Here is a 22,377-nt window from a genome sequence, read left to right as displayed (position 1 = left end):
GGATCAGGCGACGGCCACGGGTACGGGTTCGGCGTCCAGCAGTCGAACGGCGACGTCCGGGGCGAAGCCGCTGTCGTGGGCGACCCGGCGGGCGAACTCGGCGACGCCCGCCAACTGCCGCTCGCCGAGCGAGAAGTCCAGCGCCTCGCTGAAGTACCGCTCCAGCACCTCGGCGTCGAACGCCTCCCAGCGGGCCGCGTGCTCGGCGACCTCGCGGGCCTCCACCAGCGAGAGGTCCCGGGACTCCAGGAACGCCCGGTGCACCGCCGCCGTCAACTCCGGGCTGCGCTCGGCGAAGTCGCGGCGGGCGGCCCAGACGGCGAAGACGAACGGCAGCCCGGTCCACTCCTTCCACATCTCGCCGAGGTCGTGCACCGTCAGCCCCTGGGCGGCGGCCTGTCCGAGGTAGGCGCGCAGGGCCGGGTCGCCGATCAGTACGGCGGCGTCCGCCTCGGCGAGCATCGCGTCCAGGTCGGGCGGGCAGCTGAAGTACTCCGGCCGCACCCCTTCCCGCTCCTCCAGCAGCAGCCGGGCGAGGCGCACCGACGTCCGGCTGGTGGAGCCGAGGGCGACCCGGCGGCCGTCCAGGTCGGCGAGCGGCACCTTGCTGACGATCACACAGGACATCACCGGGCCGTCGCTGCCGACCGCGATGTCGGGCAGGACCAGCAGTTCGTCGGCGTGCCGCAGATACTCCACGCAGGTGATCGGCCCGATGTCCAGCGCGCCCCCGACCAGCTGATCGCTCAGCTTCTCCGGGGTGTCCTTGGTGAGGTCGAGATCGAGCAGATTGCCGGTTCTGGCCAGACCCCAGTAGAGAGGGACGCAGTTGAGGAACTGAATATGCCCGACCCGCGGCCTGACCGGGGTGTTCTCCCGGGGCTCCCGCGATTGCGCATCCGCTGCTGACACTGCGCCGCTCCCTTGCTGTTCGTGCGCCTCCCCGCAGGGTATGCCCGCCCTCCGGGAAGCCCCTCACCGCCCTTACGACACGCCCTGTCCACCCCGCAAGTCACCCCTGGTCGTCACAGCGACCGCATGCTAGCGTTGCCCTCAGTTGCAGTTTGATTCCCCTTGCAGTACTTGAAGCCTGCGGAGCATGTAACCGCAGGCTTTTTGTAGTTTTTCAGCAATATCGAAAAACTCCGGACCCGTCCGGAGGCAGGGCGATCAGCGCAGCGGACCGGGCACCACACGGTGTGGTCCCCAACACGCCTCGCAAGGAGAACGGCATGGCTCAGGGAACCGTCAAGTGGTTCAACGCTGAGAAGGGCTTCGGCTTCATCGCCCAGGAGGGCGGCGGCCCCGACGTCTTCGTCCACTACTCCGCCATCAACGCGAACGGTTTCCGCTCGCTGGAGGAGAACCAGGCGGTCAGCTTCGACGTCACCCAGGGCCCGAAGGGCCCGCAGGCGGAGAACGTCACCGCTATCTGACCATCCTCTGATGTTCTGATCGCTCGGGACCCCATCGGGTCCGCCGACGGCCCCCGACGGCCGTCACCATGAGCACAAGAGCAACACCCAAGGGGGCCCGCCGATCCGGCGGGCCCCCTGCCTTGTGCCCCGGCCCGCCCGCGTCGGCCTGAAGAGCCGGGGTCAGGCGGTCGCCGGCGTACCGCCCTTGGCGGACTGGGCCGGGATGCCGGCGGCCGGGGCGTCCCCGTAGAGGTCGCCGGTGGGGCTGTTGTAGGCGACGAGGTCGAGGGTCTTCTCGCGGGCCGCGACCAGGACCGGCACCAGCGCCTGGCCCGCGACGTTGGTCGCGGTGCGCATCATGTCGAGGATCGGGTCGATGGCGAGGAGCAGGCCCACGCCCTCCAGCGGGAGACCCAGGGTGGAGAGGGTCAGCGTCAGCATCACGATCGCGCCGGTGAGGCCCGCGGTGGCGGCCGAGCCGATCACCGAGACGAAGGCGATCAGCAGGTAGTCCCTGATGCCGAGGTCGATGTTGTAGACCTGGGCGACGAAGATCGCGGCCAGCGAGGGGTAGATCGCGGCGCAGCCGTCCATCTTGGTGGTGGCGCCGAACGGAACCGCGAAGCTCGCATACTCGCTCGGGACGCCGAGGCGCTCGGTGACCCGGCGGGTGACCGGCAGGGCGCCGACCGAGGAGCGGGAGACGAAGGCCAGCTGGATGGCGGGCCAGGCACCCTTGAAGAAGTTCAGCGGGTTGAGGCCGCCGGCGAACTTCAGCAGCAGGGAGTAGGCGACGAACATCACCAGCGCGCAACCGATGTAGACGTCCGCGGTCAGGGTCGCGAAGGGCTTCAGCAGGTCCCAGCCGTACTTGGCGACGGACTTGCCGATCAGGCCGAGGGTGCCGAGCGGGGAGAGCCGGATGACCCACCACAGGGCGGTCTGGGTCAGCTCCAGGACGGACTCGCTGAGCTTGAGGACCGGCTCGGCCTTGGCGCCGAGCTTGATGATCGCCGCGCCGACCACGACCGCCATGAAGACGATCTGCAGCACGTTCACCTCGGTGAACGCGGTGACGATGTTGGTCGGGAAGATGCCGGTCAGGAAGTCGATCCAGCTACCGGACGACTTCGGTGCCTTCAGGCCCTCGGTGGTGAGGTCGGTGCCCTGGCCGGGGTTGGTCAGCAGGCCCAGGCCCAGGCCGATCGCGACCGCGATCAGCGAGGTGATCAGGAACCAGAGGAGTGTGCGAACGGCCAGCCGGGCCGCGTTGGTGACGTTGCGCAGATTGGCGACGCTCACCACGATCGCGGTGAACACCAGCGGCGGGACGGCCAGCTTCAGCAGCTGGACGAAGATCTTGCCGATGGTCTCCAGGGTGGTCGCCAGCCAGGAGATGTCGGCGGAGCGGGCCAGGTAGCCGAGACCGACACCGAACACGAGGCCGGCGACGATCTGGACCCAGAACGGGGTCTTGCGGATTCTGGCGAGCACGGACGGCGACGAGGTCGCCTCGGGCGCTGTGGACATGACGGTGCGGCTCCGGGAAGGGCGTTGCTGACGGTGAGATGAGGCGGGGAAGGCGACACGGCGCACGAGGCGAGCGGGGAGGGCTCAGCCCTCGTCAGGGGCGTGCCGCCGGGATACAGCTCATGGCGCGACAACGGCGCGGGCTGTCCACAGCACCCGGCAGGCGGCACACGCGGGCGGCCGTGGGCGTCGAGCCCATGCCGTGCGTCCGGGGTGCGCCTGAGGTGGTCATGGCCGTTACGTTAGCAGTAAAGGTTTGAGATCTTCAAAGTGTTTGTTTGAGATGCGGACACGAACCACGCTGACACCCCATCAGATCAGCCATCCGGGCCGATTGACCGGCAAGTAGTTATACGTATAACTTTGACGGCGCCCCGCTCACCCCTGCCCAGAACCGGAGACCCGTCCATGGGCTACCTCGCCCTGCTCCGCGCCCCGCACGTCGGCCGGCTGCTCCTCGGCACCCTGCTCGGCCGGCTGCCCGCCGGCATGACCGCCCTGGTGATCGCCCTGGCCCTGCGCGAGGCCGGCGCACCGTACAGCCGGATCGGACTGGCCACCGCCGCGTACGCGATCTCGGCCGCCGTCGGCGGGCCCGTCCTCGGCCGGATCGTGGACCGCACCGGGCAGCCGCGTGTCCTGCTCGCCTCCGCCGCGGTCGCCGGCGGCGGGTACGCGCTGCTGGCGCTCGCGCCCGGCTCGGCGCTGGCCGCGCCGGCCGGCGCCGCGATAGCCGGGCTGGCCATGCCGCCACTCGAACCGTGCCTGCGCTCGCTCTGGCCGGACGTGGTCGAGGAGAAGCAGCTCGACACCGCGTACGCCTTCGACTCCGCCTCGCAGCAGATCCTCTACGTGGCCGGCCCGCTCGCGGTGGCCGGCATCGCGGGCGCGTTCAGCCCGGTCGCCGCGCTCTGGGTGGCGGCCGGTCTCGGGCTGGCCGGTGCGCTGGTCGTGGCCACCGCGGGCCCGGCCCGGGCCTGGCAGGCCCCGCCGCGCGAACACTCCTCCGGACTGCTCGGGCCGCTGCGCTCCCCCGGCCTGGTGCTGCTGCTGATCGGACTGGCCGGGGCCGGCTGGGCGGTCGGCGCGCAGAACGTGCTGTTCATCGCCTACGCCGAGGAGCACGAGGGCGGGCTGCCGGGCGGCGCGGGGACGCTGCTGGCGCTGGCGGCGCTCGGCGGCCTGCTCGGCGCGCTGGCGTACGGCGCGGTGCGGTGGCGCAGCAGCACGGCGACCCGCACCTGGGTGATGGCGGTCGGGATGGCGCTCTGCTACCTGCCGCTGGTGCTGGTGCCCGGGCCCTACCCGACGGCCGGACTGGCCTTCCTCTCCGGGATCGGGCTGGCGCCACTGCTGGCGGCCGCGTTCGTGCTGGTCGCCGAGCTGGCGCCGGTCGGGACGGTGACCGAGGCGTTCGCCTGGCTGGTGACGCTGTTCGCGACCGGCAACTCGCTCGGCTACGCCGTCTCCGGCAACCTCGCCGAGGACTCGCTGCGCTCGGTGGCGCTCTGCGCGGCGGGCGGGATCGGGCTGGGCGCCCTGCTGCTGTTCGGCGCCCGCCGCTGGTTCCGGCCGCTGCCGGCCACCCCGGCCGCCGAGCCGGTGGCGGTGCCCGCGGGCTGACGGCATTTCACCCGTACGGGTCAGCCCCGACGGCCGCCCGCCGGAGCGGTGGAGGAGCGCAGCACCAGCGAGGTGGTGAGCGGGGGGACCGGCGCGACCGGGTCGCCGCGGAGCAGCCCGGCGAGCGCCTCGACCCCGGCCCGGCCCAGCTCCTCACCGGGCAGGTCGACGGTGGTGAGCGGCGGGGTGAGGAGCTGGGCCACCGGAATGTTGTCGATACCGATCACGGAGAGGTCGGCGGGGACCCGCAGCCCGAGCTCGGCGGCGGCCTGGTAGACGCCGGAGGCCACCACGTCGTCGTCGCAGATCACCGCGGGCGGGCGGTCCGGCCGCTCCAGCAGCCGGCGGGCGGCACCGCGGGCGGCGGGCTGGCCCTCGTTCAGGCTGACGCCGAGCTCGACGACCTCCAGGCCGAGCCCGGCGGCGGCCTGTTCGAACGCGGCCTGGCGGACCCGGAAGGTGTACGCGGCGTGGGTGGAGCGCAGCCGTCCGATCCGGCGGTGACCGAGCCCGGCCAGGTGCTCGACGGCGGCCCGCATCCCGCCGGCCACGTCGAGCTCGACGGTGGGGCGGGCGCGGTCGGTGCCGGGGTCGGCGTCCAGGAAGACGGCCGGGGTGTCGGCGGGCAGCTCACCGAGCTGGCTGTCGTCCGGGGAGCAGATCAGCAGACCGTCGAAGCGGCTGGTGGTGGCGGCGTCGGCGAGGGTGGCGCTGCCCCAGCCGGAGCTGACCACCACGGCCAGGCCGTGCCGGCCCGCCTCCTCGTGGACGCCCTCCAGCACCCGGCCGAAGAACGGTCCGAGGATGTTCGGCACCGCCAGCAGGATCATGCCGCTGCGGCCCAGGCGCAGTTGGCGCCCGGCCGCCTGCGGGCGGTAGCCGAGGCTGCGGGCGGCCTCCCGGACGCGCTCACGGGTCGCCCCGGAGACCCGTCGGCCGGCCTCGGAGCCGGAGAACACCAGGGAGACGGTGGCCTGCGAGACGCCGGCGAGCCGGGCCACGTCCCGCCCGGTGGGCCGGCGGACGGGGGCCGGCCAGGTGCCGGCGACGCTCCCGGCACGGGCGGCCGGGCCGGCCGGCTGCTCACGGTCGGCCCCGGGGGCGGCGGCGGGAACGGGCACGGTTGCGGCGGGGGTCAGTTCTGCAGGGCGGTCGCCGCGCGGGCGGCGTCGTCGGCGGCGTCCTCCTCGGCGTTCTGGGCGGCGATCCGGTCGGCCGTCCGGGAGCGGATGCCGGTGACCTTGTCGGAGATCTGGGCCGACATCTCGTCGCGCTGCTTGCTCAGCAGGACGTAGCTGAGCGGCGCCGAGACCAGGGCGGCCAGCAGGAAGAGGAAGATCACGCCGGCCTGGCCGCTGACCGGGATCACCCCGAAGTGGCCGAGCAGCAGGGCGACCAGCAGGCAGCCGAGGAAGATGCTGACCCGCAGGGAGGTGTAGCGGAGCGTGGCGTGCGGCTTGGTGCTCACATTGCTGCTCACTGGGGTGACACATCCTTCACTGCGCGGGGAGTGGGCCGGTCTCCCAGTGAAGCATGCCCCACGGGCGCCACGGGGAACGGGTCGGCCGTCCCCCTCGCTCCACCACCCCCCCACCGGCCCCGGTGTCAGCGCAGGTCGAGCCACATGGTGACGTCGTCGCGGTCGTCCCCCGGGGCGACCCGGATCGCCGCGGGCACCCGGCCGACCTCGACATAGCCGGAGCGGGCGTAGAACGCCTCCAGGCCGAGCCCTCCGCGCAGGGTGAGCCGCAGGCCGTCCAGGCCCCAGTCCCGGGCGACCCGCGCGGCCTCCGCCATCAGCTCGGCGCCGTAGCCGCGGCCCTGGAAGTCCGGGTGCACCATGACCCGCTTGAGCATCCGCCAGTGGTCCATCGGCCCGAACCGCATGGACTCGAAGAACAGCAGGCCGGCGAGCCGGCCGGTGCCCTCCTCGTGGGCGATCAGCAGCCGGTCGGGCCGCCCCGGCTCGACCCCGGCGAACTGCTCCTCGGCGACGTCCCGGACCTCGTCCTCCGTCACCGGTGCCACGAAGCCGACCGCGCCGCCGGCGTTGGTGACGTCCGTCCAGAGCCGGACTATGGCGGCGCGCAGGTCGGGGTCGAGCTTGGGGTCCAGGGTGAAGGAAAGCGTCATGGGCGCAGAGCCTAACCGCCCCTTACGACAATGCCGGAACGGAACGGTCCGGATGGCCCGGACAGTCCGTGCGATCCGTGCGGTCCGTGCGGTCCGGACAGTCCGGGCGGTCCGGGCGGTCCGGGCGGTCCGGGCGCAGCGCCAGACAGAGCAGCACGGCGACCAAGCAGAGGACGCCGGCCCCGTACCAGGCGAGGTCGTAGTCGCCGAGCGCGTCCCGGGCGAGGCCGGCCAGCCCGGCCACCAGGGCGGCGCCGATCTGGTGGCAGGCGAGCAGCCAGCCGAAGACGATCGGCGCGTCCTCGCCGAAGCGCCGGCGGCAGAGCGCGACGGTCGGCGGCACGGTGGCCACCCAGTCCAGCCCGTAGAAGATCACGAAGGCCAGGATCGGCGGCTCCAGTGAGCCCGCGAACAGCTGCGGCAGCAGGAACAGCGAGAAACCGCGCAGGGCGTAGTAGACGACCAGCAGCGTCCGGGAGTCGAGGCGGTCGGTGAACCAGCCGCTGGCTATCGTGCCGATCACGTCGAAGACGCCGATCAGGGCCAGCAGGCTCGCCGCGGTGGTGACGGGCAGACCGTGGTCGTGGGCGGCCGGGATGAAGTGGGTACCGACCAGTCCGGCGGTGGTCGCGCCGCAGATCGCGAAGGAACCCGCCAGCAGCCAGAACGCCCGGCTGCGGGCCGCGTCGCGGAGCACCCTCAGCGAGCGGGTCAGCACCCGCCCCTGGACGGCGGGGGCGGGCGGCGCCTCGGTCGCCCCGTAGGGAAGGAGGCCGAGGTCGGCGGGCCGCTCGCGCATCAGCAGCAGCACCGGGACGGCGACCGCACTGCCCGCCAGCGAGACCACGACCACCGCCGAGCGCCAGCCGTGCTGCTCCACCAGCCAGGCGCCGATCGGCAGGAAGACCAGGTTGCCGGCCGCGCCGGCGGCCGTGAGCACACCGGTGACCAGCCCCTGGCGGGCCTGGAACCAGCGGCCGGTGACGGTGGTGGCGAAGGCGCCGGCCATCGAACCGCTGCCGAGGCCGACCAGCACGCCCCAGCAGAGCACCAGTTGCCAGGGCTCGCGCATCAGCAGGGTGAGGCCGGAGCCGACCGAGATGGTCAGCAGCGCGCAGACCACCACCAGCCGGACGCCGAAACGGTCCATCAGGGCGGCGGCGAAGGGGGCGGTGAGGCCGTAGAGGGCGAGATTGACGGAGGTCGCGCTGGAGATCGTGGCCGTCGACCAGCCGAACTCGTTGTGCAGCGCTTCCATCATCAGGCTGGGCGTGGAGCGGAAGCCGGCCGAGCCGAGCAGGACCAGCAGGGCGACGGCGGTCACCACCCAGGCGTAGTGCGGCCGGCGCCAACGGGCGGTCGGCCCGGCGGTGGGGAGTGCGGGGGCGGTGGGCGGTGCGGGGGCGCTGGGGGCGGTGGGGGCGTTCCGTTCGTTCACCAGGCCGAGTCTCCCGAACGGCCCCGACCGCCACGAGTGGCCTGACTGCCAGCTTTCGCAAGGATCGGGCCACCGACGGGGCGTACGCTGGACCGACGCTCAGAGCCGACGAAAGGACGCCGGAATGACGCACCGGGTAGCGGTACTGGCCCTCGACCAGGTGGTCGCCTTCGAACTGGGCATCCCCTCCCGCATCTTCGAGTCGGCCAAGGACCCGGCCGGCGAACCGCTCTACCGGGTGGCCACCTGCACCGTGGACGGCCGCCCGGTCGAGACCAGCACCGACTTCCGGATCGCCGTCGAGCACGGCCCCGAACTGCTGGAGCAGGCCGACACCGTGGTGATCCCGGCCTCCATGGACCCGGGCCCGATGCAGGTGGGCGCCGTGGTCGGGCCCGAACTGACCGCCGCGCTGGCCCGGATCAGGCCCGGCACCCGGCTGGTGTCGATCTGCACCGCCTCCTTCGTCCTGGCCGCCGCCGGCCTGCTGGACGGCCGCCCGGCCACCACCCACTGGCGCTACACCGACCGCTTCGCCGCACTGTTCCCGAAGGTCCGGCTCGACCCCGACGTGCTGTTCACCGACGACGGCGACGTCCTCACCTCCGGCGGGGTGGCCGCCGGGGTCGACCTCTGTCTGCACCTGGTGCGCCGCGACCACGGCAGCGCGGTGGCCAACGCCGTCGCCCGTACCTGTCTGGTGCCGCCGTGGCGGGAGGGCGGCCAGAAGCAGTACGTGGAGGTGCCCGGCCCGGCCGACGAGGGCGGCGCCGGCACCGCGTCCGCCCGCGCCTGGGCGCTGGAACACCTGGACCGACCGCTCGCTTTGCGCCAACTCGCCGACCGTGCGGGCATGAGCGTACGGACCTTCACCCGGCGGTTCCGCGAGGAGACGGGCAGCAGCCCGGGCCAGTGGCTGACGGTGCAGCGCACCGAGCGGGCCCGGCAACTGCTGGAGGGAACGGACCTGACGATCGACCAGATCGCGCGGGAGTCCGGCTTCGGCACCGCGGCCTCGCTCCGGCTCCAGCTGCGCGGACGCCTGGACGTGGCGCCGAGCAGATACCGGCAGGCCTTCCGGGCGGTGGAGCAGCCGGCCTGAGCCACGACGGGCCGACCGGACCGGGCGAGCCGGGCGGCTGCGGGCCGAGTGGTCAAGTGACCGAAAGCCGGTGTCCGGTACGGGCGATTTGGATGGCGGCAGGCCGCACGCACCCCGAGCACGGCACGGCAGGCCGCCATCCAATCGCGACGCACGGGCCCTGAACCCGCGCACCGACACTCCGCACTCGCCAAGGAGCCACCACACGACCGGCAGACCGCGACCCCCCTGCTGACATGATCCCCCTGGACAGCAGCACCGCAGCGGCGTTCAAGTGTTCCCTCGGCGTCCCCTCGCGACGGAGAGCTGCTCCCAAGAGTGATCAGTCGGATACGTCACGTCAATGGTTTGTCAGAAATTCGGAATGGTTGCGTCAGGTTTCGGCCCGATGATCGCAGGCCGGGAAGAAGGAGCCGCCCGAGGAGCCGTCCGGGCCTCAGGGCGCCAGCGCGGCCCAGTCCGCACCGGCCAACGGATCCGCCGGCCGGGCGTCCGCGCCGATCTCGCACCAGACCCGCTTGCCCGAACCGTCCGGGTACCAGCCCCAGCGGTCGCAGAGCAGCTCGACCAGCTCCAGTCCGCGCCCGTTGGTGGCGTCCGCGTCCGCTCCGGCGTGCCGGGGGGCGGGGGCCACCTGGCTGGCGTCCGCGACCTCGACCCGCAGCGGGCCCACCGTCGCCGACTGTCGCACCCCGCCCGCACCGGAGCCGCAACTCTCCCCGTCCACGGGGAAGCAGAGCCGGAGCACCGCCGGACAACCGGTGTGCACCACGGCGTTGGTCACCAGCTCGGAGACCACCAGCACCACCGTCTCGGCGATCGGCGCGTCCGGGTCCACACCGTGGTTCAGCAGCCGTGAGCGCACCCACCGGCGGGCCCGGCCGACCTCGGCGGGGTCCGCCTGCACCGCAAGCTGTACTTGAAGAACCTGCACCGCTCCACCACCCGCACTCGCAGTTCGGCCATCGTCTCGATCGAGGCCGGATCGTCCAGCCGGCCGGCCCTGACGCCCGCCGAAGGCCGGGCCGCCGTACAACTCGCCCGCGCCATCCCGTCCGTCGCGCACTGGCTGCGTCACGAATACGCCTCAGGATGGTTCGGCGAGCGGACCGCAGCAAGCGCTTCGGGCATATTCCAGCGATCGGGGGACAGGGCAGTGCATACTGTCCCGTTCACTCTCGCGAGCCCCGCGCCGGCTGCCGTCCGGCCCGGACCGAGCCACCGGACACGCAGTGGCGAACCTACCGCCGGACGCCCCCGACACCGTGCCCGCCACTCGCGAACCACCCGTGCGACATATGTCCAACGGCCTTCGAACAGCGGGATCGGCGGTCGATCGCACGATGTGACGATCCGAAGCCCGGGGTTCCATTCTTCACGGAATCCGTCCGTCCCCGGAAGACCGCGGGATACCGTTGACCACGGCAGCGGCCCCACGGCGGAAAACCCCACGGCAGGAGGGTGGTGACCGATGACCACCCCCGGCAGCGCCCCGCGCTGGGACGAACAGCTCCAACGGCGCCTCGCCCGCGGCGAGGAGACGGCGCTGGGCGAACTCTACGACCAGCTCGCACCGATGGTGCACGGCCTGGCCGGGCGGATCCTGGCCGACCAGACCGCCACGGACCGGCTCACCCGCGAGATGTTCGCCCATCTCTGGGAGCACCCCGAGGACTTCGACCCCGCCCAGGACACACTGCGCTCCTGGCTCGGCGCCCTGACCCACCGCCGCGCGGTGGACCGGCTGCGGGCACGGCCCGGCGCCTGGGCCCTCGGCGCCTGCCCGCCCCGCGAGGCCGCCGACCGGGAACAGCACCTGCGGGCCTGCCCCGAGTGCGTCGGGGAGGCCGCCCGGCTGCGGGACGCGGCCGACTGGCTCGCCGCCGACGAACCCCTCGACCAGCCCGGCTCACTGCGCCAGCAGGTGCTCGGCTGGTGCCTCTCCCGACGCCCGGCCGACCTGCCCGTCCCCGCCTGGGGCACCCCCTACACCGCCGAGACCGCCAAGCTCGACGCCCTGCTGCGCGACCTCGGCCCGGAGGAGTGGCAGGAGGTGGCCGAACTCCCCTGGCACGGCGGCACCGAGCACCTGCGCCCGGCCGAGGTGCTCTGCCATCTCGCCGCCGTGGACGGCTATCTGGCCCTCGCCCTCGGTCTGCCCGACCCCGTCCCGGGCGGCGCACCGCCGCCACCGGACCGCCGGGTGCCGCCGCAGACCCTGGCCCCGCCGGTCCCCCGGGTGCCCGCGCAGGGCGGCCCGCCGTTCGCCGGGATCACCGGGCGCACCGCCCGGCTGACCGCCGAACAGGCCGACCGGCCACCGCAGTCGGTGCGCGCCCGCTGGCGCCGGCAGACCCGTGAACTGGTCCGCTCCGCCGCCCTCGCCCCGCAGGGCAACACCCCCGTCGACTTCGGCTTCGCCGTCGTCCCGCTGCGCGACGCCTTCGTGGACCGGGCCTTCGAGTGCTACGTCCACGGCGAGGACGTGGCACGCGCGGTCGCGTACCCGTACGCCCCGCCCGCACCGCAGCACCTGCGGCAGATGGTGGACCTGGCCGTCCGGATGCTCCCGCCCGCGCTGGCCGGGCTCCGCGCCTCCCGGCCCGGGCCCGCCGCCGCCCCCGCCCACTGGCCGGGAGACGACGGGCGCCCCGGCCGGCGGCTGCGGCTGGTGATCGACGGCCCGGCGGCCGGCGAGTGGCTGATACCCCTGGACGGCCCGGACAGCGGCCCGCCCCTCGGCGAGCCGGTGGCCTCGATGGTGCTGGACGGGCTGGAGTTCTGCCAGCTCGCCGCCGCGCACCGCGACCCGGACCGGCTGCTGGTGGGCGAGCACGGGGACCGGGCCGCGATCCGCGAGGTGCTCCGGGCGGCGCCGCTGCTGTCCCGGCCCTGATCCGCGACCGGCCGCCGCCCGGGGAGCGTGCCGGGCTCAGCCGAAGACGACCGTCCGGGTGCCGTTGAGCAGCACCCGGTGCTCGCTGTGCCACTTCACCGCACGGGCCAGCGCCTGGCACTCGACGTCCCGGCCGAGCGCGACCAGCTGGTCCGGCGTGATGTCGTGGGTCACCCGGGCCACCTCCTGCTCGATGATCGGGCCCTCGTCCAGGTCGGCGGTGACGTAGTGCGCGGTGGCACCGATCAGCTTCACGCCCCGGGTGTGCGCCTGGTGGTACGGCTTGGCGCCCTTGAAGCTCGGCAGGAAGGAGTGGTGGATGTTGATCACCTTGCCGGAGAGCGCGGTGCAGAGCCCGTCCGAGAGCACCTGCATGTAGCGGGCCAGCACGACCAGCTCGACGTTCTCCTTGGCCACCAGGTCCAACAGCTCCTGCTCGGCCTCGGCCTTGTTGTCCCGGGTGACCGGGATGTGCCGGAACGGGATGCCGTAGCCCTCGGTCAGGTCGCGGAAGTCGGTGTGGTTGGAGACCACCGCGGCGATCTCCACCGGCAACGCGCCGATCCGGGTGCGGAACAGCAGGTCGTTCAGGCAGTGGCCGAACTTGCTGACCATGAGGACGATCCGCATCCTCTCCTCGGTCGGGTGGATCTGCCAGTCCATCCCGAACGAGGCGCCGATCGCGGCGAAGCTGGCCCGCAGCTTGTCGGCGGTGACCGGCTCGGCGGCGGAGAAGTGCACCCGCATGAAGAACAGCCCGCTGTCCCCGTCCCCGAACTGCTGGCTGTCGATGATGTTGCAGCCGGTCATGAAGAGATAGCTGGAGACCGCGTGGACGATGCCCTGCTTGTCGGGGCAGGACAGCGTGAGGACGTACTGGGCGCTGGCCGTCTGCTGTTCCACGGTGGGGTTGTCCCGTCCTGAGGTCGTTGCGTCGTGTGGACGGTCCAGCGTGTCACATTCCGGACAGCGGCCGTCCCGGTGCCCGCACTGCGGGACGGCTCAGACCTGGGTCAGGATGCGCAGCACGTCCAGCGACCGGGGCGGGGTGTCCGGGTCCTCGCCGTCGTTCACCGCCAGCTTGACGTGCGCCTCCCGGGCCGCCCGGACGGCCTCCGGCCAGCCGTGGTGACCGAGGTAGGCGGAGGCCGGGGCGTCCGCGCCGACCTGGTGCAGGATCCGGACCACCCGCAGCACCGCGACGTCCACCACGGCGGCCTCGGCCGAGTCCCGGAAGATCGTGCCCACGTACTTCTCCGCCGACCAGCGGTCCAGCCAGGTGTCCTCGACCAGCCGGTAGACGGCGTCGGTCACGTCGCCGTAGCCCTCGCGGCCGGCCAGCCAGGTGTCCTGCTGGAAACCGGGATCGGACAGCATGTGCAGCGCCGAGCGCAGTCGGGCTCGCCAGCGCCACCAGGGCAGGTCGTTGAGCGGCATGCCGCCCATCGTGCTGGAGCGGTGGCCCGGACGAGAAGGGTTTCGGGCAGACCGGTGCGAAGAATCTGTGCTGGCGGACATGAAGAACGATCGTACGTTCCTCGACCGTTCGGGCTCCACTTCCACATTCCTCCCGTTCTCCGCCTCCTCTACACGCGTCCCCGCCCTGATTTCAGCCCTCGTTCGCCGTCCCTTCGCTTTTCCGCCCTCTCTCCTTGCGGCGTGCGGGCTTGGCTGGTGCCGGTGCGCAGCACAGCGCCCAGGGAGGGAAGACCGATGACCAGCCGAAGGGGCTCGTTCCAGGCTCAGAACCCGATCGCGCGGCACCGTCGCCGTCGCCCGATCGCCGCAGCGGTCACCACCGTGGCCCTGCTCCCAACCCTCTTCTCGGCCTCCGCGTGCGGCGGACCGGCCGATGCCTCGACCGGCAGTGGCGACCTCACTGTGATGACCTGGGCCCCGTCCGGCACCGGCTCCACCGACCGGCCCGGGATGACCGCGCTGGCCGAGGCCATCGGCCGGGACATCAACGCCAAGGGCGGTCTCGGCAACCGCAAGCTGCGGGTCCTGACCTGCAACGAGCACAACACCGCGGACGGTGTGACGGCCTGCGCGCAGCAGGCCGTGGACGCCAAGGCGGTCGCCGTGATCGGCTCGTACAGCCAGTACGGCGACAACTTCATGCCCATCCTGGAGCGCGCCGGGATCCCGCTGATCGGCGGGTACGGCCTGTCCCAGCCCGAGTTCAGCAGCCCGCTGTCGTACCCGGTGGGCGGCGGCATGCCGGCCCTGATCGGCGGCAGCGGCCGCCAGCTGGTCGACGCCGGGTGCCGGGCCGTCTCCCTGGTCCGCCCGGACACCCCGGCCGGCGACAACCTGCTCGGCTACCTGGCCAACGCCCTCAAGCCGGCCGGGATCAAGCTGCTGGACGTCAAGGCGCCGGAGCAGTCCACCGACTACACGGCGGTGGCCCGCAAGGCACTCGGCAAGGACGAGGCCGGGAACTGCATCACCAGCGCGCTCGGTGCCGAGCCGACCGGCAGCCTGCTGGACTCGTACCGCCGGCTGGGCCCGAAGAACACCCGGATCGCCTCGGTGATCGGCAGTGTCCAGCAGTCGGTGGTGGACTCCACCGGCGGCGACAGCGGCCCGCTGGCCGGCGCCTACGTGACCAGCTGGTACCCGCCGGAGTCGGCCAAGATCTGGGACCCGCTGCGCACCGTGGTCCGCGGCGACACCGTCGGCGGGACGATCGACGTCGCCGACCCCGGGGTGCAGAGCACCTGGGTCGCGTACGAGGTGTTCCGGCAGGTGGCCGACCGGCTGGGCGCGGCCGGGCGGCCGGTCACCGCCAAGACGGTGACCGCGCTGCTGGACAGCGGCGACCAGGTCGACGTCGGGGTCACCCCGCCGCTCAACTGGGGCACCACCAACATGCTGCCCAGCACCGAGTCGCCGCGGCTGGTGAACACCTGGGTCACCTACCAGGTGGTCAAGGGCGGGCGGATGACCCTCCAGCAGCCGGGCTTCGTGGACGTCCGCTGGGTGCTCACCGGGAGCAAGCCGCCGGCGTGATCGCCGCGGGCCCGACGGTGGAGGGCCGGACCGGCCGACCGGTCCGGCCCTCCGTCGTCCGTTCCCGGGGGGGCCACCGGCCCCTGGACGCCCGGCCCCTGGACTGTCGGCCCCGCCTACAGGTCCCCGTCGCCCCGGGTCGGCAGGCCGGTCTGGGCCGCGATGGCGTTCCACAGACCGGAGGCCTGCTTCTTCGCGGTGGTGGCGCTGCCGCTGGCCTGGACCGCGTTCTTGTAGTGCTGGTTGTCCAGCTTCTTCGGGTCGCAGGCGCCCGGGGCCTGCGAGTCCCCCGCCCAGGCGGCGTACTCGTCGTCGGCCGTCGCCGAGGCCTGCCAGGCCGCGTTGAGCTGCTCGACCAGCTGCGGGCCGCCCTGCAGCTTGTCCGTCTTCAGCGCCGCGAGCTTGGTCTGCAGCTCCCGGCGCTTGCCCGCGGCCTCGGTCAGCGCCTGCTGGGACTCGGGCAGCTTGTCGCACTTCTGCACCGCGGCCACCGCGCCGACCACCGCCTGGCGGCTGTCGCTGGCGGTGCCCAGCAGGTCGGAGAGCGACTGGGCCTGGGCCTTGACCTCCGGGCTGACGGCCGCGGCGGCCGAACCGCTCGCGGTCGGCGTCGCGGCGCCGGTGCTGCTGCCGGTGGCCACCGGGGCGGCCTGCTTCTCCTTGCCCGGCTTGGGGTCGTCCCCGTTGATCAGGACGGCGACCAGGATCCCGGCCGCCACGCAGCCGGCCACCACACCGCCGATGATCAGCTTTCCGGAGGAACGCCCGCTGCCGCCCTGGCCGGTCGGGTAGTCCTGCGCGGGGTAGTCGTGACCGGCGTAGTCCTGCCCGGGGTACTCCGGGGCGGCGGGGTGGTACGGGGCGGCCTGCGGGTACGCCTGGTAGCCGTGGTCCGGCTGCTGCGGGTAGCCCGGCGCGGGCTGCTGGTGGCCCGGCTGGACCGGGTAGCCGCCGCCCTGCGGGTCCGCGCCGGGGTACGGCGGCAGGTACTGGGTCGCCTGGGCGGCATCGGCCTGCGGCGCACCGTACCCGGGCTGCGGCGCGCCGCCCCACGAGCCGCCGCCCTGGGGCGGGACGGCCTGGGTCGGCGGCGTGTGCATGTCCTCGCCGAGGTACTCCGGCTGTCCGGACGGCTGCCCCACCGGCGGGACGCCCGGCTGCCCCGGCCCCTGCGGCGGGCCGGGCTGCTGACCCGGCTGCTGTCCGGGCTGACGGCCCGGCTCGGGGCGGAACAGATCGTCCAGGTTGAAGTCACCCGAGTTGGGATACGAGCGGCGCTGGCTCAACGCGATTCCTCACCTGTGCACGACCGCGCGCTGACGGCGGACCACATCTCGTCGGTTCTTGGGAGCATCACAGTTCCTTGGACGTCGCGCCCACGCTACCGGTTCACCGAAGCAGGTGACCACGTGGGCGGGACATCCCTCACCGGCCCCTCACGCGACGTACCGACACCTGGTCAGGCGGCCTCCGCCTCCACCCGGGCCTGGAACTCGCGGACCACCCGCTGCTCCCGGAAGGGCTCCAGCCGGCGCCGGAACTCGTCCAGGTACTCCACGCCCCGGTTGGACCGCAGCCCGCTCAGCAGCCGCATCGCCTGCGCGCCCGTCTCGCAGGCCCGCTCCAGGTCCCGCTGCTGCAACTGCGCGGTGGCCAGCAGCACCAAGTCCACCGCGCGGCGCCGGACCCTGGTCGGCGGGTGCAGGTCGAGCGCCCGGCGGGCGTAGTGCTCGGCCTGGCCGGCCTGCTCCAAGTCCCGGTGGCAGTGGGCCAGCTCGTCCGCCAGGTAGGCGTCGTCGAAGTGGACGATCCAGTCCGGGTCGTCCTCCGGACGGCGCCGCTCCATCGCCTCCAGCGCCTTGGCGGCCACCGCCTCGCACGAGCGGGCGTCCCCGAGCAGGGCGTGGCCGCGCGCCTCGGCCGCGTAGAACATCGCCATCGCCGTCGGGGTGGCCACCGCGCGGGTGCCCTCCTGCGCGGCGCGGGCGAGTTGGGCGATCTCCCGCGGGTTCCCCAGCGTCGCCGCCAGATGGCTCATCGAGGCGGCCAGCACATAGCCGCCGTACCCGCGGTCGTCCGCGGCCTGGGCCAGCCGCAGCGCCTGGATGTAGTACCGCTGGGCCAGGCCCGGCTGCCCGGTGTCCACCGCCATGTAGCCGGCCAGCTCCGTCAACCGGGCGACCGCCGCGAACAGTTGCCGCCCGGTCTCCTCCCGGTAGGCGCCGCCGAGCAGCCCGGAGACCACACTGTTGAGGTAGTGGACGACCACCGGGCGGACGTGCCCGCTGCCGAAGCGGTGGTCGAGGTCGACCAGCATCGCCGTGGTCGCCCGGATGGCGGCGACATCGGTCGGGCCGACCCGCGTCCCGCCGGTCCGCGCCACCACCGGGTCGGGCGGGGTGATCAGCCAGTCCCGGCTGGGCTCGACCAGGGCGGAGGCCGCCACCGTCGCCCCGGTCAGGAAGTCCCGCCGGCCGACGTCACTGCGCCAGAGCTCGCAGACCTGCTCCAGCGCGGCGTTCAGCGTCGGCGCGAACTGCAGCCCGATCCCGGAGCTGAGGTTCTTGCCGTCGGCCATGCCGATCTCCTCGACCGACACGCTCCGCCCGAGCTTGCGGCCGAGCGCCTCGGCGATCACCGCCGGCGCCTGCCCACGCGGCTGCTGGCCGCGGAGCCAGCGGGCGACGGAGGTCTTGTCGTACCGCAGGTCCAGGCCGTGCTCGGCCCCGCAGAGGTTGACTCTCCGCGCCAGGCCCGCGTTGGAGCAGCTGGCCTCCTGAATCAGCTGCTGCAGACGCTCGTTGGGCTGTCGTGCGACAAGTGGTCTCGCGGCCATTGGGCTTCGCCTCCCCACACCCTCCGGTCCCGGCCGGTGGGCGAAGATTCTGCTGATCTGTTGCCGACTGTCCGACCGTCCAAGGAATCTGACACCAGGTTAGCGATCAGCAACGCCAGCGGGATACCCACGGTGACGATCCCCACCCCCCACGCGCCCTGGTAAATGCTCCCATGCGCCCCCACTGCGCCCGTCCCGGGCCGCCCCAACTCGGTTGCCTCACCGGTTCGGGTGACATTGCCGCCGTGCGACACGCCGTCCCCCGCCGGGCCGTAACCAGCCTCACGCACGGTAGTTGATCAGCCCGTGGAAGACATCCCAGACTCCCCCGACCAGGGCCTGAACGCCGGACCGCCCCAACTGCTCACCGAAGCCGTCGGCCACGCCGAGAACCGCCACTGGGAGATCACCCCGGGCACCTGGCTGGTTGACGGGGACGGACCGGCCGACTGCTCGTGCGGTGACCCGCGCTGCGCGCTTCCCGGCGCCCACCCGGTCGACGCGGACTGGGCCCGCAGAGCGAGCGCCGGTCCGGGCGCGGTGCGGCACTGGTGGACCGACCGGCCGAAGGCCTCGATCCTGCTTCCCACCGGCCGCTCCTTCGACGTCCTGGACGTGCCGGAGGTGGCGGGCTGTCTGGCGCTGGCCCGGATGGAGCGGATGAACCTCCAGCTCGGCCCGGTCATCGCCGTGCCGGCCGCGCCCGGGCGGGTGGGCCGGCGGCTGCACTTCCTGGCGCTCCCCGGAGTCGCGGCCAGGCTGCCGGAGCTGCTGCGCAGGCTCGGCTGGCCGCCGGGGCGGCTGGACCTGGTGGCCCGCGGCGAGGGCGACTGGACGGTGGCACCGCCGTCCAGGGTGGGCCCCGCCGGTTTCGCCCAGTGGGCCCGCCCGCCCTCCGCGGCGAACCGCTGGCTGCCGGACGGCGCCGAGCTGATCAGCCCGCTGGCGTACGCGTGCGGGCGCGAGGCCCCCGCGGCCGACGCCCGGCCGGCCCAGCCGGCGGCGGTGCGCTGAGGCCGGCCGGCCCACTGATTCACCGTCCCGTGAACGGCCGCCCTACGCCTATCGGGTGAGGGCGTGCGATGCGCGACACCCCGCGCACGGCTGACGGGCCTTGTCTCCCACCGGAGACGGGGTCCGTCACACGCCTGTGCGGATAAGGCTTCCGTGTACCCGCTGATCAACGGCGGAAGCCCCTCGTACGAGTGACAGCGCTCAAGGATTGCCATGATCTGCCGAGGGGAGAAATTTCACCGAGAGGGGACGCCGGAAGGGTCGCTCGGACGGGGAAGCCGGGCGAGGCGGTCGGGAGGGACGGAGGGGAACGGGAGGGACCGGGAGGGGACGGAGGGGCCGCGCCACCGGCCGAGCTCGGGGAGGTCCGGTGGCGCGGAAACAGGAGGGGACGGGGAGGGGCTGGGGGCGAGCAGGGCCCGGTGCACGGGGCACCGGGCCCTGCTCATCGGCTCGTCGCCCGGGTCCGTCGACCCGCGCCCACTGGTCCGCCGTCGGCCTCGCCGGCCTCGCCGGCGTCAGACCTGGGCCACGAACACGTGCTGGGCGATCTCCTTGCCCAGCTCCGCCGCGTCCTCGCCGGTGCCCACCAGCACCCCGCCGACCCCGGCCGAGACCCGGACCGTCGAGCCCGGCCGGATGCCGGCCCGGCGCAGCGTGCGCATCAGCTCCTCGTCCGTCTGGATCGGCTCCCCGATCCGGCGGACCACCACGCTGGCGCCGCCGTCCCCCGGCCGCACCGCGTCCAGCGTGACGAGCGCGGCGTCGAAGCCCTCGCCCTCCGCCTTGGTGTCACCCAGCTCGTCCAGGCCCGGGATCGGGTTCCCGTACGGGGACTGGGTGGGGTGGCCGAGCATGGCCAGGACCTTGCGCTCGACCGTCTCGCTCATCACGTGCTCCCAGCGGCAGGCCTCCTCGTGCACCTGCTCCCACTCCAGGCCGATCACGTCGACCAGCAGGCACTCGGCGATGCGGTGCTTGCGCATCACCCGCACCGCGAGCCTGCGGCCCTCCTCGGTGAGTTCGAGGTGACGGTCCCCCGCGACCTGGAGCAGTCCGTCCCGCTCCATCCGGCCGACGGTCTGGCTCACCGTCGGGCCGCTCTGTTCCAGGCGCTCCGCGATCCGGGCGCGCATCGGGGTGATGCCCTCCTCCTCCAGCTCCAGGATGGTGCGAAGGTACATCTCAGTGGTGTCGATCAGCCCAGACATCGCCGCTGGCTCCGTTCCTCGGTGTCCTCACCGCCAATTCTGACGTACCGCACCGACTACCGGGCCCGCACGACGGACACGGGCCCCGGTTTTCGTCGCCGTTCCCGTGGCTGTTGACAGCGGCGCCGGTCAGGCAGCACGGTGCTCGCCGTAGCTTTCTCCACCGGCGGTCCGGATCGTCCGGGCCGCCCCACCCGGCCGGCGCCCCCACCGGCAGAGAGCGAAGGCAACCGATGAACGAGCTGGTCGACCGGTACTTCGATGCCGCGATCGCCCACCTTCAGCGGGTCCGCACCGAGGAGGCCGAGTCCATCGAGGCGGCCGCCACGCTGCTGGCCGAGGCTGTCACCGAGGGGCGCCGGGTCTTCACCTTCGGCTCCGGCCACTCCTCGCTGGCCGCCCAGGACGTGGTCTACCGGGCCGGCGGACTCGTTCCGGTGAACCTGCTCGACGTCCCCGGGATGGCCGGGGTGACGGTGATGCCGGCCCCGCTCTCCAGCGCGCTGGAGCGGGTCTCCGGCCTGGCCACCACCACCCTGGACCTCACTCCCGCCACCGCCGGGGACCTGCTGTTCGTCATCTCGCTCTCCGGCCGCCAGATCATGCCGGTCGAACTGGCCCAGTACGCCCGTGCCCGCGGTCTGAAGGTGATCGGGCTGACCTCGCTGGCGTACCCGGCCGAGGTGGCCTCGGCGCACCCCTCCGGCACCTATCTCAAGGACCACTGCGACGTGGTGCTGGACAACAAGATCGCGGTCGGCGACGGCGAGCTGACCCATCCGGCCGCCGAGACCACCTTCGGCCCGGTCTCCACCATCGTCGCCAGCGCGCTGATGCAGGCCGTGGTCGCCTCGGCGGTCGGCCGGCTGGCCGACGCGGCCGCCGCCGGCACCGGCGCCACCCCGCCGCTGTTCCGCTCCGGCAACGTGCCGGGCGGCATGGAGTGGAACGCCAAGCAGATGGCCGACAACGCGGAGCGGATCTTCTACACGTTCTGATCCGCACGCTCCGGTCCACGTTCTGGTCCGCACGTTCCGATTCGGCGCCGGGGCCGCGCTCGCGGCTCCCGGTGCCGGTCCCCGCCCCGGCACCGCGATATGGGACAACCTCGGAGGCTTCCCGGCCATTGCGGCCCGGCCGGACGCCCCACCAGGCGTACCGGCCCGCCGCCCGGGGCAGGAGAGCGGTGCGACCGGAGCGACGGGTGGGGGCCGAGGATGGCGTCGGATGCGGGTCCGATGGGGTGGGTGCGCGAGCACGAGCTGCTGCCCGAGCTGTTCTGGGCCGCCGACTCGGCCTCGCAGCAGGGGCAGCGGCGGGCCGTGCTGCTCTCCGCCTGGGAGCTGGTCCTGCTGGTCGCCGCCGCCGCGACCGGCTCCGCCGACGGCGACCCCTGGGCCTGGCTGGCCGCCCTCGCCTATCTCGGCGCCATCGTGCTCGCCCTGGTGATCAGCCGACAGAACCCGCAGGGCCTCTGGTACGAGGGCCGGGCCGCCGCCGAGTCGGTGAAGACGCTGGCGTGGAAGTACGCCGTCCGCGCCGACGCCTACCAGCCGCCGCCGCGCAGCCTGCCGGACGCCGAGGGCCTGTACAGCTTCCAGCTCGGCCGGGTGCTGCACGCCTTCCGGGGCAGCCGTGCGGTGGGCGCGGGCACCGGCACGGAGATCACCGACGCGATGCGCGACCTGCGCGGCCGGCCGCTGGCGGTGCGCCGCGAGGTGTACCTCAGGGAGCGGATCCAGGTGCAGCACGACTGGTACCGGGCCAAGGCCCGGTACTGCGCCCGGGCGGGCTTCTGGACCGGGGTGCTGGGCGTGGTGCTGCCGCTGCTCGGCCTGGTGCTGGCGGTGCTGCGGGCGATGGGCGAGTTCGGCTACGACGCCCTCGGCACCGTCTCGGCGGTGGCCGCGTCGGTCACCGCCTGGGCGCAGTTGCGCCAGTACCGGCCGCTGGCCGCCGCCTACCGCCTCGCCGCCGACGAGCTGGAGCTGATCCGGCACCAGCTCGCCCGGCTCGACGTCGGGGCGGCCGGCGCCGAGGAGAGCTGGGCCCGGCTGGCCCGCGACGCCGAGGACGCGGTCTCCCGCGAGCACACCACCTGGCAGGCCCGCCGTGAGGTCCGCGCCACCACCGACCGGGACCACTGAGGAGGCCGCGCGTGTCG

The 22,377-nt window shown here is 73.3% G+C and carries 20 protein-coding genes; 8 read left to right on the top strand and 12 right to left on the bottom strand.

The features are described from left to right. Positions 1-3: 3 nt before the first annotated feature. Complete coding sequence (locus ACIP82_RS15655; protein WP_363607851.1) at positions 4-912, bottom strand: menaquinone biosynthesis protein; 909 nt, start codon at positions 910-912, stop codon at positions 4-6. Positions 913-1,232: 320 nt separating this feature from the next. Between ACIP82_RS15655 and ACIP82_RS15650 the strand changes: the two genes are divergently transcribed. Then, entirely contained in the window at positions 1,233-1,436 is a 204-nt protein-coding gene (locus tag ACIP82_RS15650; protein WP_057227626.1) for a cold-shock protein, read from the top strand. A gap of 162 nt (positions 1,437-1,598) precedes the next feature. Here the strand turns inward: ACIP82_RS15650 and ACIP82_RS15645 are convergent, their stop codons facing one another. Continuing rightward, positions 1,599-2,948: a dicarboxylate/amino acid:cation symporter gene (locus ACIP82_RS15645; protein WP_400653728.1), complete on the bottom strand. Its 1,350-nt coding sequence runs from the start codon at positions 2,946-2,948 to the stop codon at positions 1,599-1,601. A gap of 408 nt (positions 2,949-3,356) precedes the next feature. Between ACIP82_RS15645 and ACIP82_RS15640 the strand changes: the two genes are divergently transcribed. Further along, positions 3,357-4,571, top strand: a complete 1,215-nt coding sequence (locus ACIP82_RS15640; protein WP_400653727.1) for an MFS transporter — start codon at positions 3,357-3,359, stop codon at positions 4,569-4,571. Positions 4,572-4,591: 20 nt separating this feature from the next. Here the strand turns inward: ACIP82_RS15640 and ACIP82_RS15635 are convergent, their stop codons facing one another. From ACIP82_RS15635 to ACIP82_RS15620, 4 genes are all read right to left on the bottom strand, one after another. Continuing rightward, positions 4,592-5,692, bottom strand: coding sequence for a LacI family DNA-binding transcriptional regulator (locus tag ACIP82_RS15635; protein WP_400653726.1), 1,101 nt, complete (start codon positions 5,690-5,692; stop codon positions 4,592-4,594). Positions 5,693-5,706: 14 nt separating this feature from the next. Continuing rightward, complete coding sequence (locus ACIP82_RS15630; protein WP_363607855.1) at positions 5,707-6,051, bottom strand: DUF4229 domain-containing protein; 345 nt, start codon at positions 6,049-6,051, stop codon at positions 5,707-5,709. Positions 6,052-6,176: 125 nt separating this feature from the next. Continuing rightward, positions 6,177-6,704: a GNAT family N-acetyltransferase gene (locus ACIP82_RS15625; RefSeq protein WP_400653725.1), complete on the bottom strand. Its 528-nt coding sequence runs from the start codon at positions 6,702-6,704 to the stop codon at positions 6,177-6,179. A gap of 22 nt (positions 6,705-6,726) precedes the next feature. Then, a complete protein-coding gene (locus tag ACIP82_RS15620) occupies positions 6,727-8,142 on the bottom strand; it encodes an MFS transporter (RefSeq protein WP_400653724.1) in 1,416 nt (471 codons plus the stop codon). Positions 8,143-8,266: 124 nt separating this feature from the next. Here ACIP82_RS15620 and ACIP82_RS15615 point away from each other — a divergent pair, with 124 nt between their 5' ends. Continuing rightward, on the top strand, positions 8,267-9,244 hold the full coding sequence (locus ACIP82_RS15615; RefSeq protein WP_400653723.1) for a GlxA family transcriptional regulator: 978 nt from the start codon (positions 8,267-8,269) through the stop codon (positions 9,242-9,244). Between the two features lie 436 nt (positions 9,245-9,680). Here ACIP82_RS15615 and ACIP82_RS15610 read toward each other — a convergent pair whose 3' ends face one another. Then, positions 9,681-10,178: an ATP-binding protein gene (locus ACIP82_RS15610; protein WP_363607858.1), complete on the bottom strand. Its 498-nt coding sequence runs from the start codon at positions 10,176-10,178 to the stop codon at positions 9,681-9,683. Between the two features lie 537 nt (positions 10,179-10,715). Between ACIP82_RS15610 and ACIP82_RS15605 the strand changes: the two genes are divergently transcribed. Next, on the top strand, positions 10,716-12,140 hold the full coding sequence (locus ACIP82_RS15605; RefSeq protein WP_400653722.1) for a sigma factor: 1,425 nt from the start codon (positions 10,716-10,718) through the stop codon (positions 12,138-12,140). A 36-nt stretch (positions 12,141-12,176) separates the two neighbouring features. Here ACIP82_RS15605 and purU read toward each other — a convergent pair whose 3' ends face one another. Together purU and ACIP82_RS15595 are read right to left on the bottom strand one after the other, a co-directional pair. After that, positions 12,177-13,043 carry a formyltetrahydrofolate deformylase gene (gene purU, locus ACIP82_RS15600; protein WP_363607860.1) on the bottom strand — a complete coding sequence of 289 codons (867 nt, stop codon included), beginning with the start codon at positions 13,041-13,043 and terminating at the stop codon, positions 12,177-12,179. A 99-nt stretch (positions 13,044-13,142) separates the two neighbouring features. Continuing rightward, on the bottom strand, positions 13,143-13,658 hold the full coding sequence (locus tag ACIP82_RS15595) for a hypothetical protein (RefSeq protein ID WP_363607861.1): 516 nt from the start codon (positions 13,656-13,658) through the stop codon (positions 13,143-13,145). Positions 13,659-13,853: 195 nt separating this feature from the next. On the opposite strand from ACIP82_RS15595, the gene ACIP82_RS15590 reads away from it, so the two are divergent. After that, complete coding sequence (locus tag ACIP82_RS15590) at positions 13,854-15,152, top strand: ABC transporter substrate-binding protein (RefSeq protein ID WP_363607862.1); 1,299 nt, start codon at positions 13,854-13,856, stop codon at positions 15,150-15,152. A 116-nt stretch (positions 15,153-15,268) separates the two neighbouring features. On the opposite strand, the gene ACIP82_RS15585 is transcribed toward ACIP82_RS15590, so the two are convergent. Next, positions 15,269-16,438, bottom strand: coding sequence for a hypothetical protein (locus ACIP82_RS15585; RefSeq protein ID WP_400653721.1), 1,170 nt, complete (start codon positions 16,436-16,438; stop codon positions 15,269-15,271). 173 nt (positions 16,439-16,611) lie between these two features. Continuing rightward, a complete protein-coding gene (locus tag ACIP82_RS15580; protein ID WP_363607864.1) occupies positions 16,612-17,988 on the bottom strand; it encodes a transcriptional regulator in 1,377 nt (458 codons plus the stop codon). Between the two features lie 306 nt (positions 17,989-18,294). On the opposite strand from ACIP82_RS15580, the gene ACIP82_RS15575 reads away from it, so the two are divergent. Further along, positions 18,295-19,002: a bifunctional DNA primase/polymerase gene (locus tag ACIP82_RS15575; protein WP_400653720.1), complete on the top strand. Its 708-nt coding sequence runs from the start codon at positions 18,295-18,297 to the stop codon at positions 19,000-19,002. Between the two features lie 518 nt (positions 19,003-19,520). Here ACIP82_RS15575 and ACIP82_RS15570 read toward each other — a convergent pair. Then, positions 19,521-20,213, bottom strand: coding sequence for a metal-dependent transcriptional regulator (locus tag ACIP82_RS15570; protein WP_363607866.1), 693 nt, complete (start codon positions 20,211-20,213; stop codon positions 19,521-19,523). 233 nt (positions 20,214-20,446) lie between these two features. On the opposite strand from ACIP82_RS15570, the gene ACIP82_RS15565 reads away from it, so the two are divergent. Both ACIP82_RS15565 and ACIP82_RS15560 read left to right on the top strand, forming a co-directional pair. Beyond that, positions 20,447-21,211: an SIS domain-containing protein gene (locus tag ACIP82_RS15565; protein ID WP_400653719.1), complete on the top strand. Its 765-nt coding sequence runs from the start codon at positions 20,447-20,449 to the stop codon at positions 21,209-21,211. A gap of 249 nt (positions 21,212-21,460) precedes the next feature. Continuing rightward, entirely contained in the window at positions 21,461-22,360 is a 900-nt protein-coding gene (locus ACIP82_RS15560; RefSeq protein ID WP_363607868.1) for a DUF4231 domain-containing protein, read from the top strand. Positions 22,361-22,377: the final 17 nt, after the last annotated feature.

This window comes from Kitasatospora sp. NPDC088548 (genome assembly GCF_044753005.1).
GTDB lineage: Bacteria > Actinomycetota > Actinomycetes > Streptomycetales > Streptomycetaceae > Kitasatospora.
This window is presented reverse-complemented; position numbering and strand designations above follow the sequence as displayed.

What these genes read in the sequence shown, in the direction of transcription:
- ACIP82_RS15650 (WP_057227626.1), top strand. Translation starts at nt 1,233, where the DNA reads ATGGCTCAGGGAACCGTCAAGTGGTTCAACGCTGAGAAGGGCTTCGGC.
- ACIP82_RS15645 (WP_400653728.1), bottom strand. Translation starts at nt 2,948, where the DNA reads ATGTCCACAGCGCCCGAGGCGACCTCGTCGCCGTCCGTGCTCGCCAGA.
- ACIP82_RS15640 (WP_400653727.1), top strand. Translation starts at nt 3,357, where the DNA reads ATGGGCTACCTCGCCCTGCTCCGCGCCCCGCACGTCGGCCGGCTGCTC.
- ACIP82_RS15625 (WP_400653725.1), bottom strand. Translation starts at nt 6,704, where the DNA reads ATGACGCTTTCCTTCACCCTGGACCCCAAGCTCGACCCCGACCTGCGC.
- ACIP82_RS15615 (WP_400653723.1), top strand. Translation starts at nt 8,267, where the DNA reads ATGACGCACCGGGTAGCGGTACTGGCCCTCGACCAGGTGGTCGCCTTC.
- ACIP82_RS15605 (WP_400653722.1), top strand. Translation starts at nt 10,716, where the DNA reads ATGACCACCCCCGGCAGCGCCCCGCGCTGGGACGAACAGCTCCAACGG.
- ACIP82_RS15595 (WP_363607861.1), bottom strand. Translation starts at nt 13,658, where the DNA reads ATGTCCGCCAGCACAGATTCTTCGCACCGGTCTGCCCGAAACCCTTCT.
- ACIP82_RS15590 (WP_363607862.1), top strand. Translation starts at nt 13,854, where the DNA reads ATGACCAGCCGAAGGGGCTCGTTCCAGGCTCAGAACCCGATCGCGCGG.
- ACIP82_RS15580 (WP_363607864.1), bottom strand. Translation starts at nt 17,988, where the DNA reads ATGGCCGCGAGACCACTTGTCGCACGACAGCCCAACGAGCGTCTGCAG.
- ACIP82_RS15570 (WP_363607866.1), bottom strand. Translation starts at nt 20,213, where the DNA reads ATGTCTGGGCTGATCGACACCACTGAGATGTACCTTCGCACCATCCTG.
- ACIP82_RS15565 (WP_400653719.1), top strand. Translation starts at nt 20,447, where the DNA reads ATGAACGAGCTGGTCGACCGGTACTTCGATGCCGCGATCGCCCACCTT.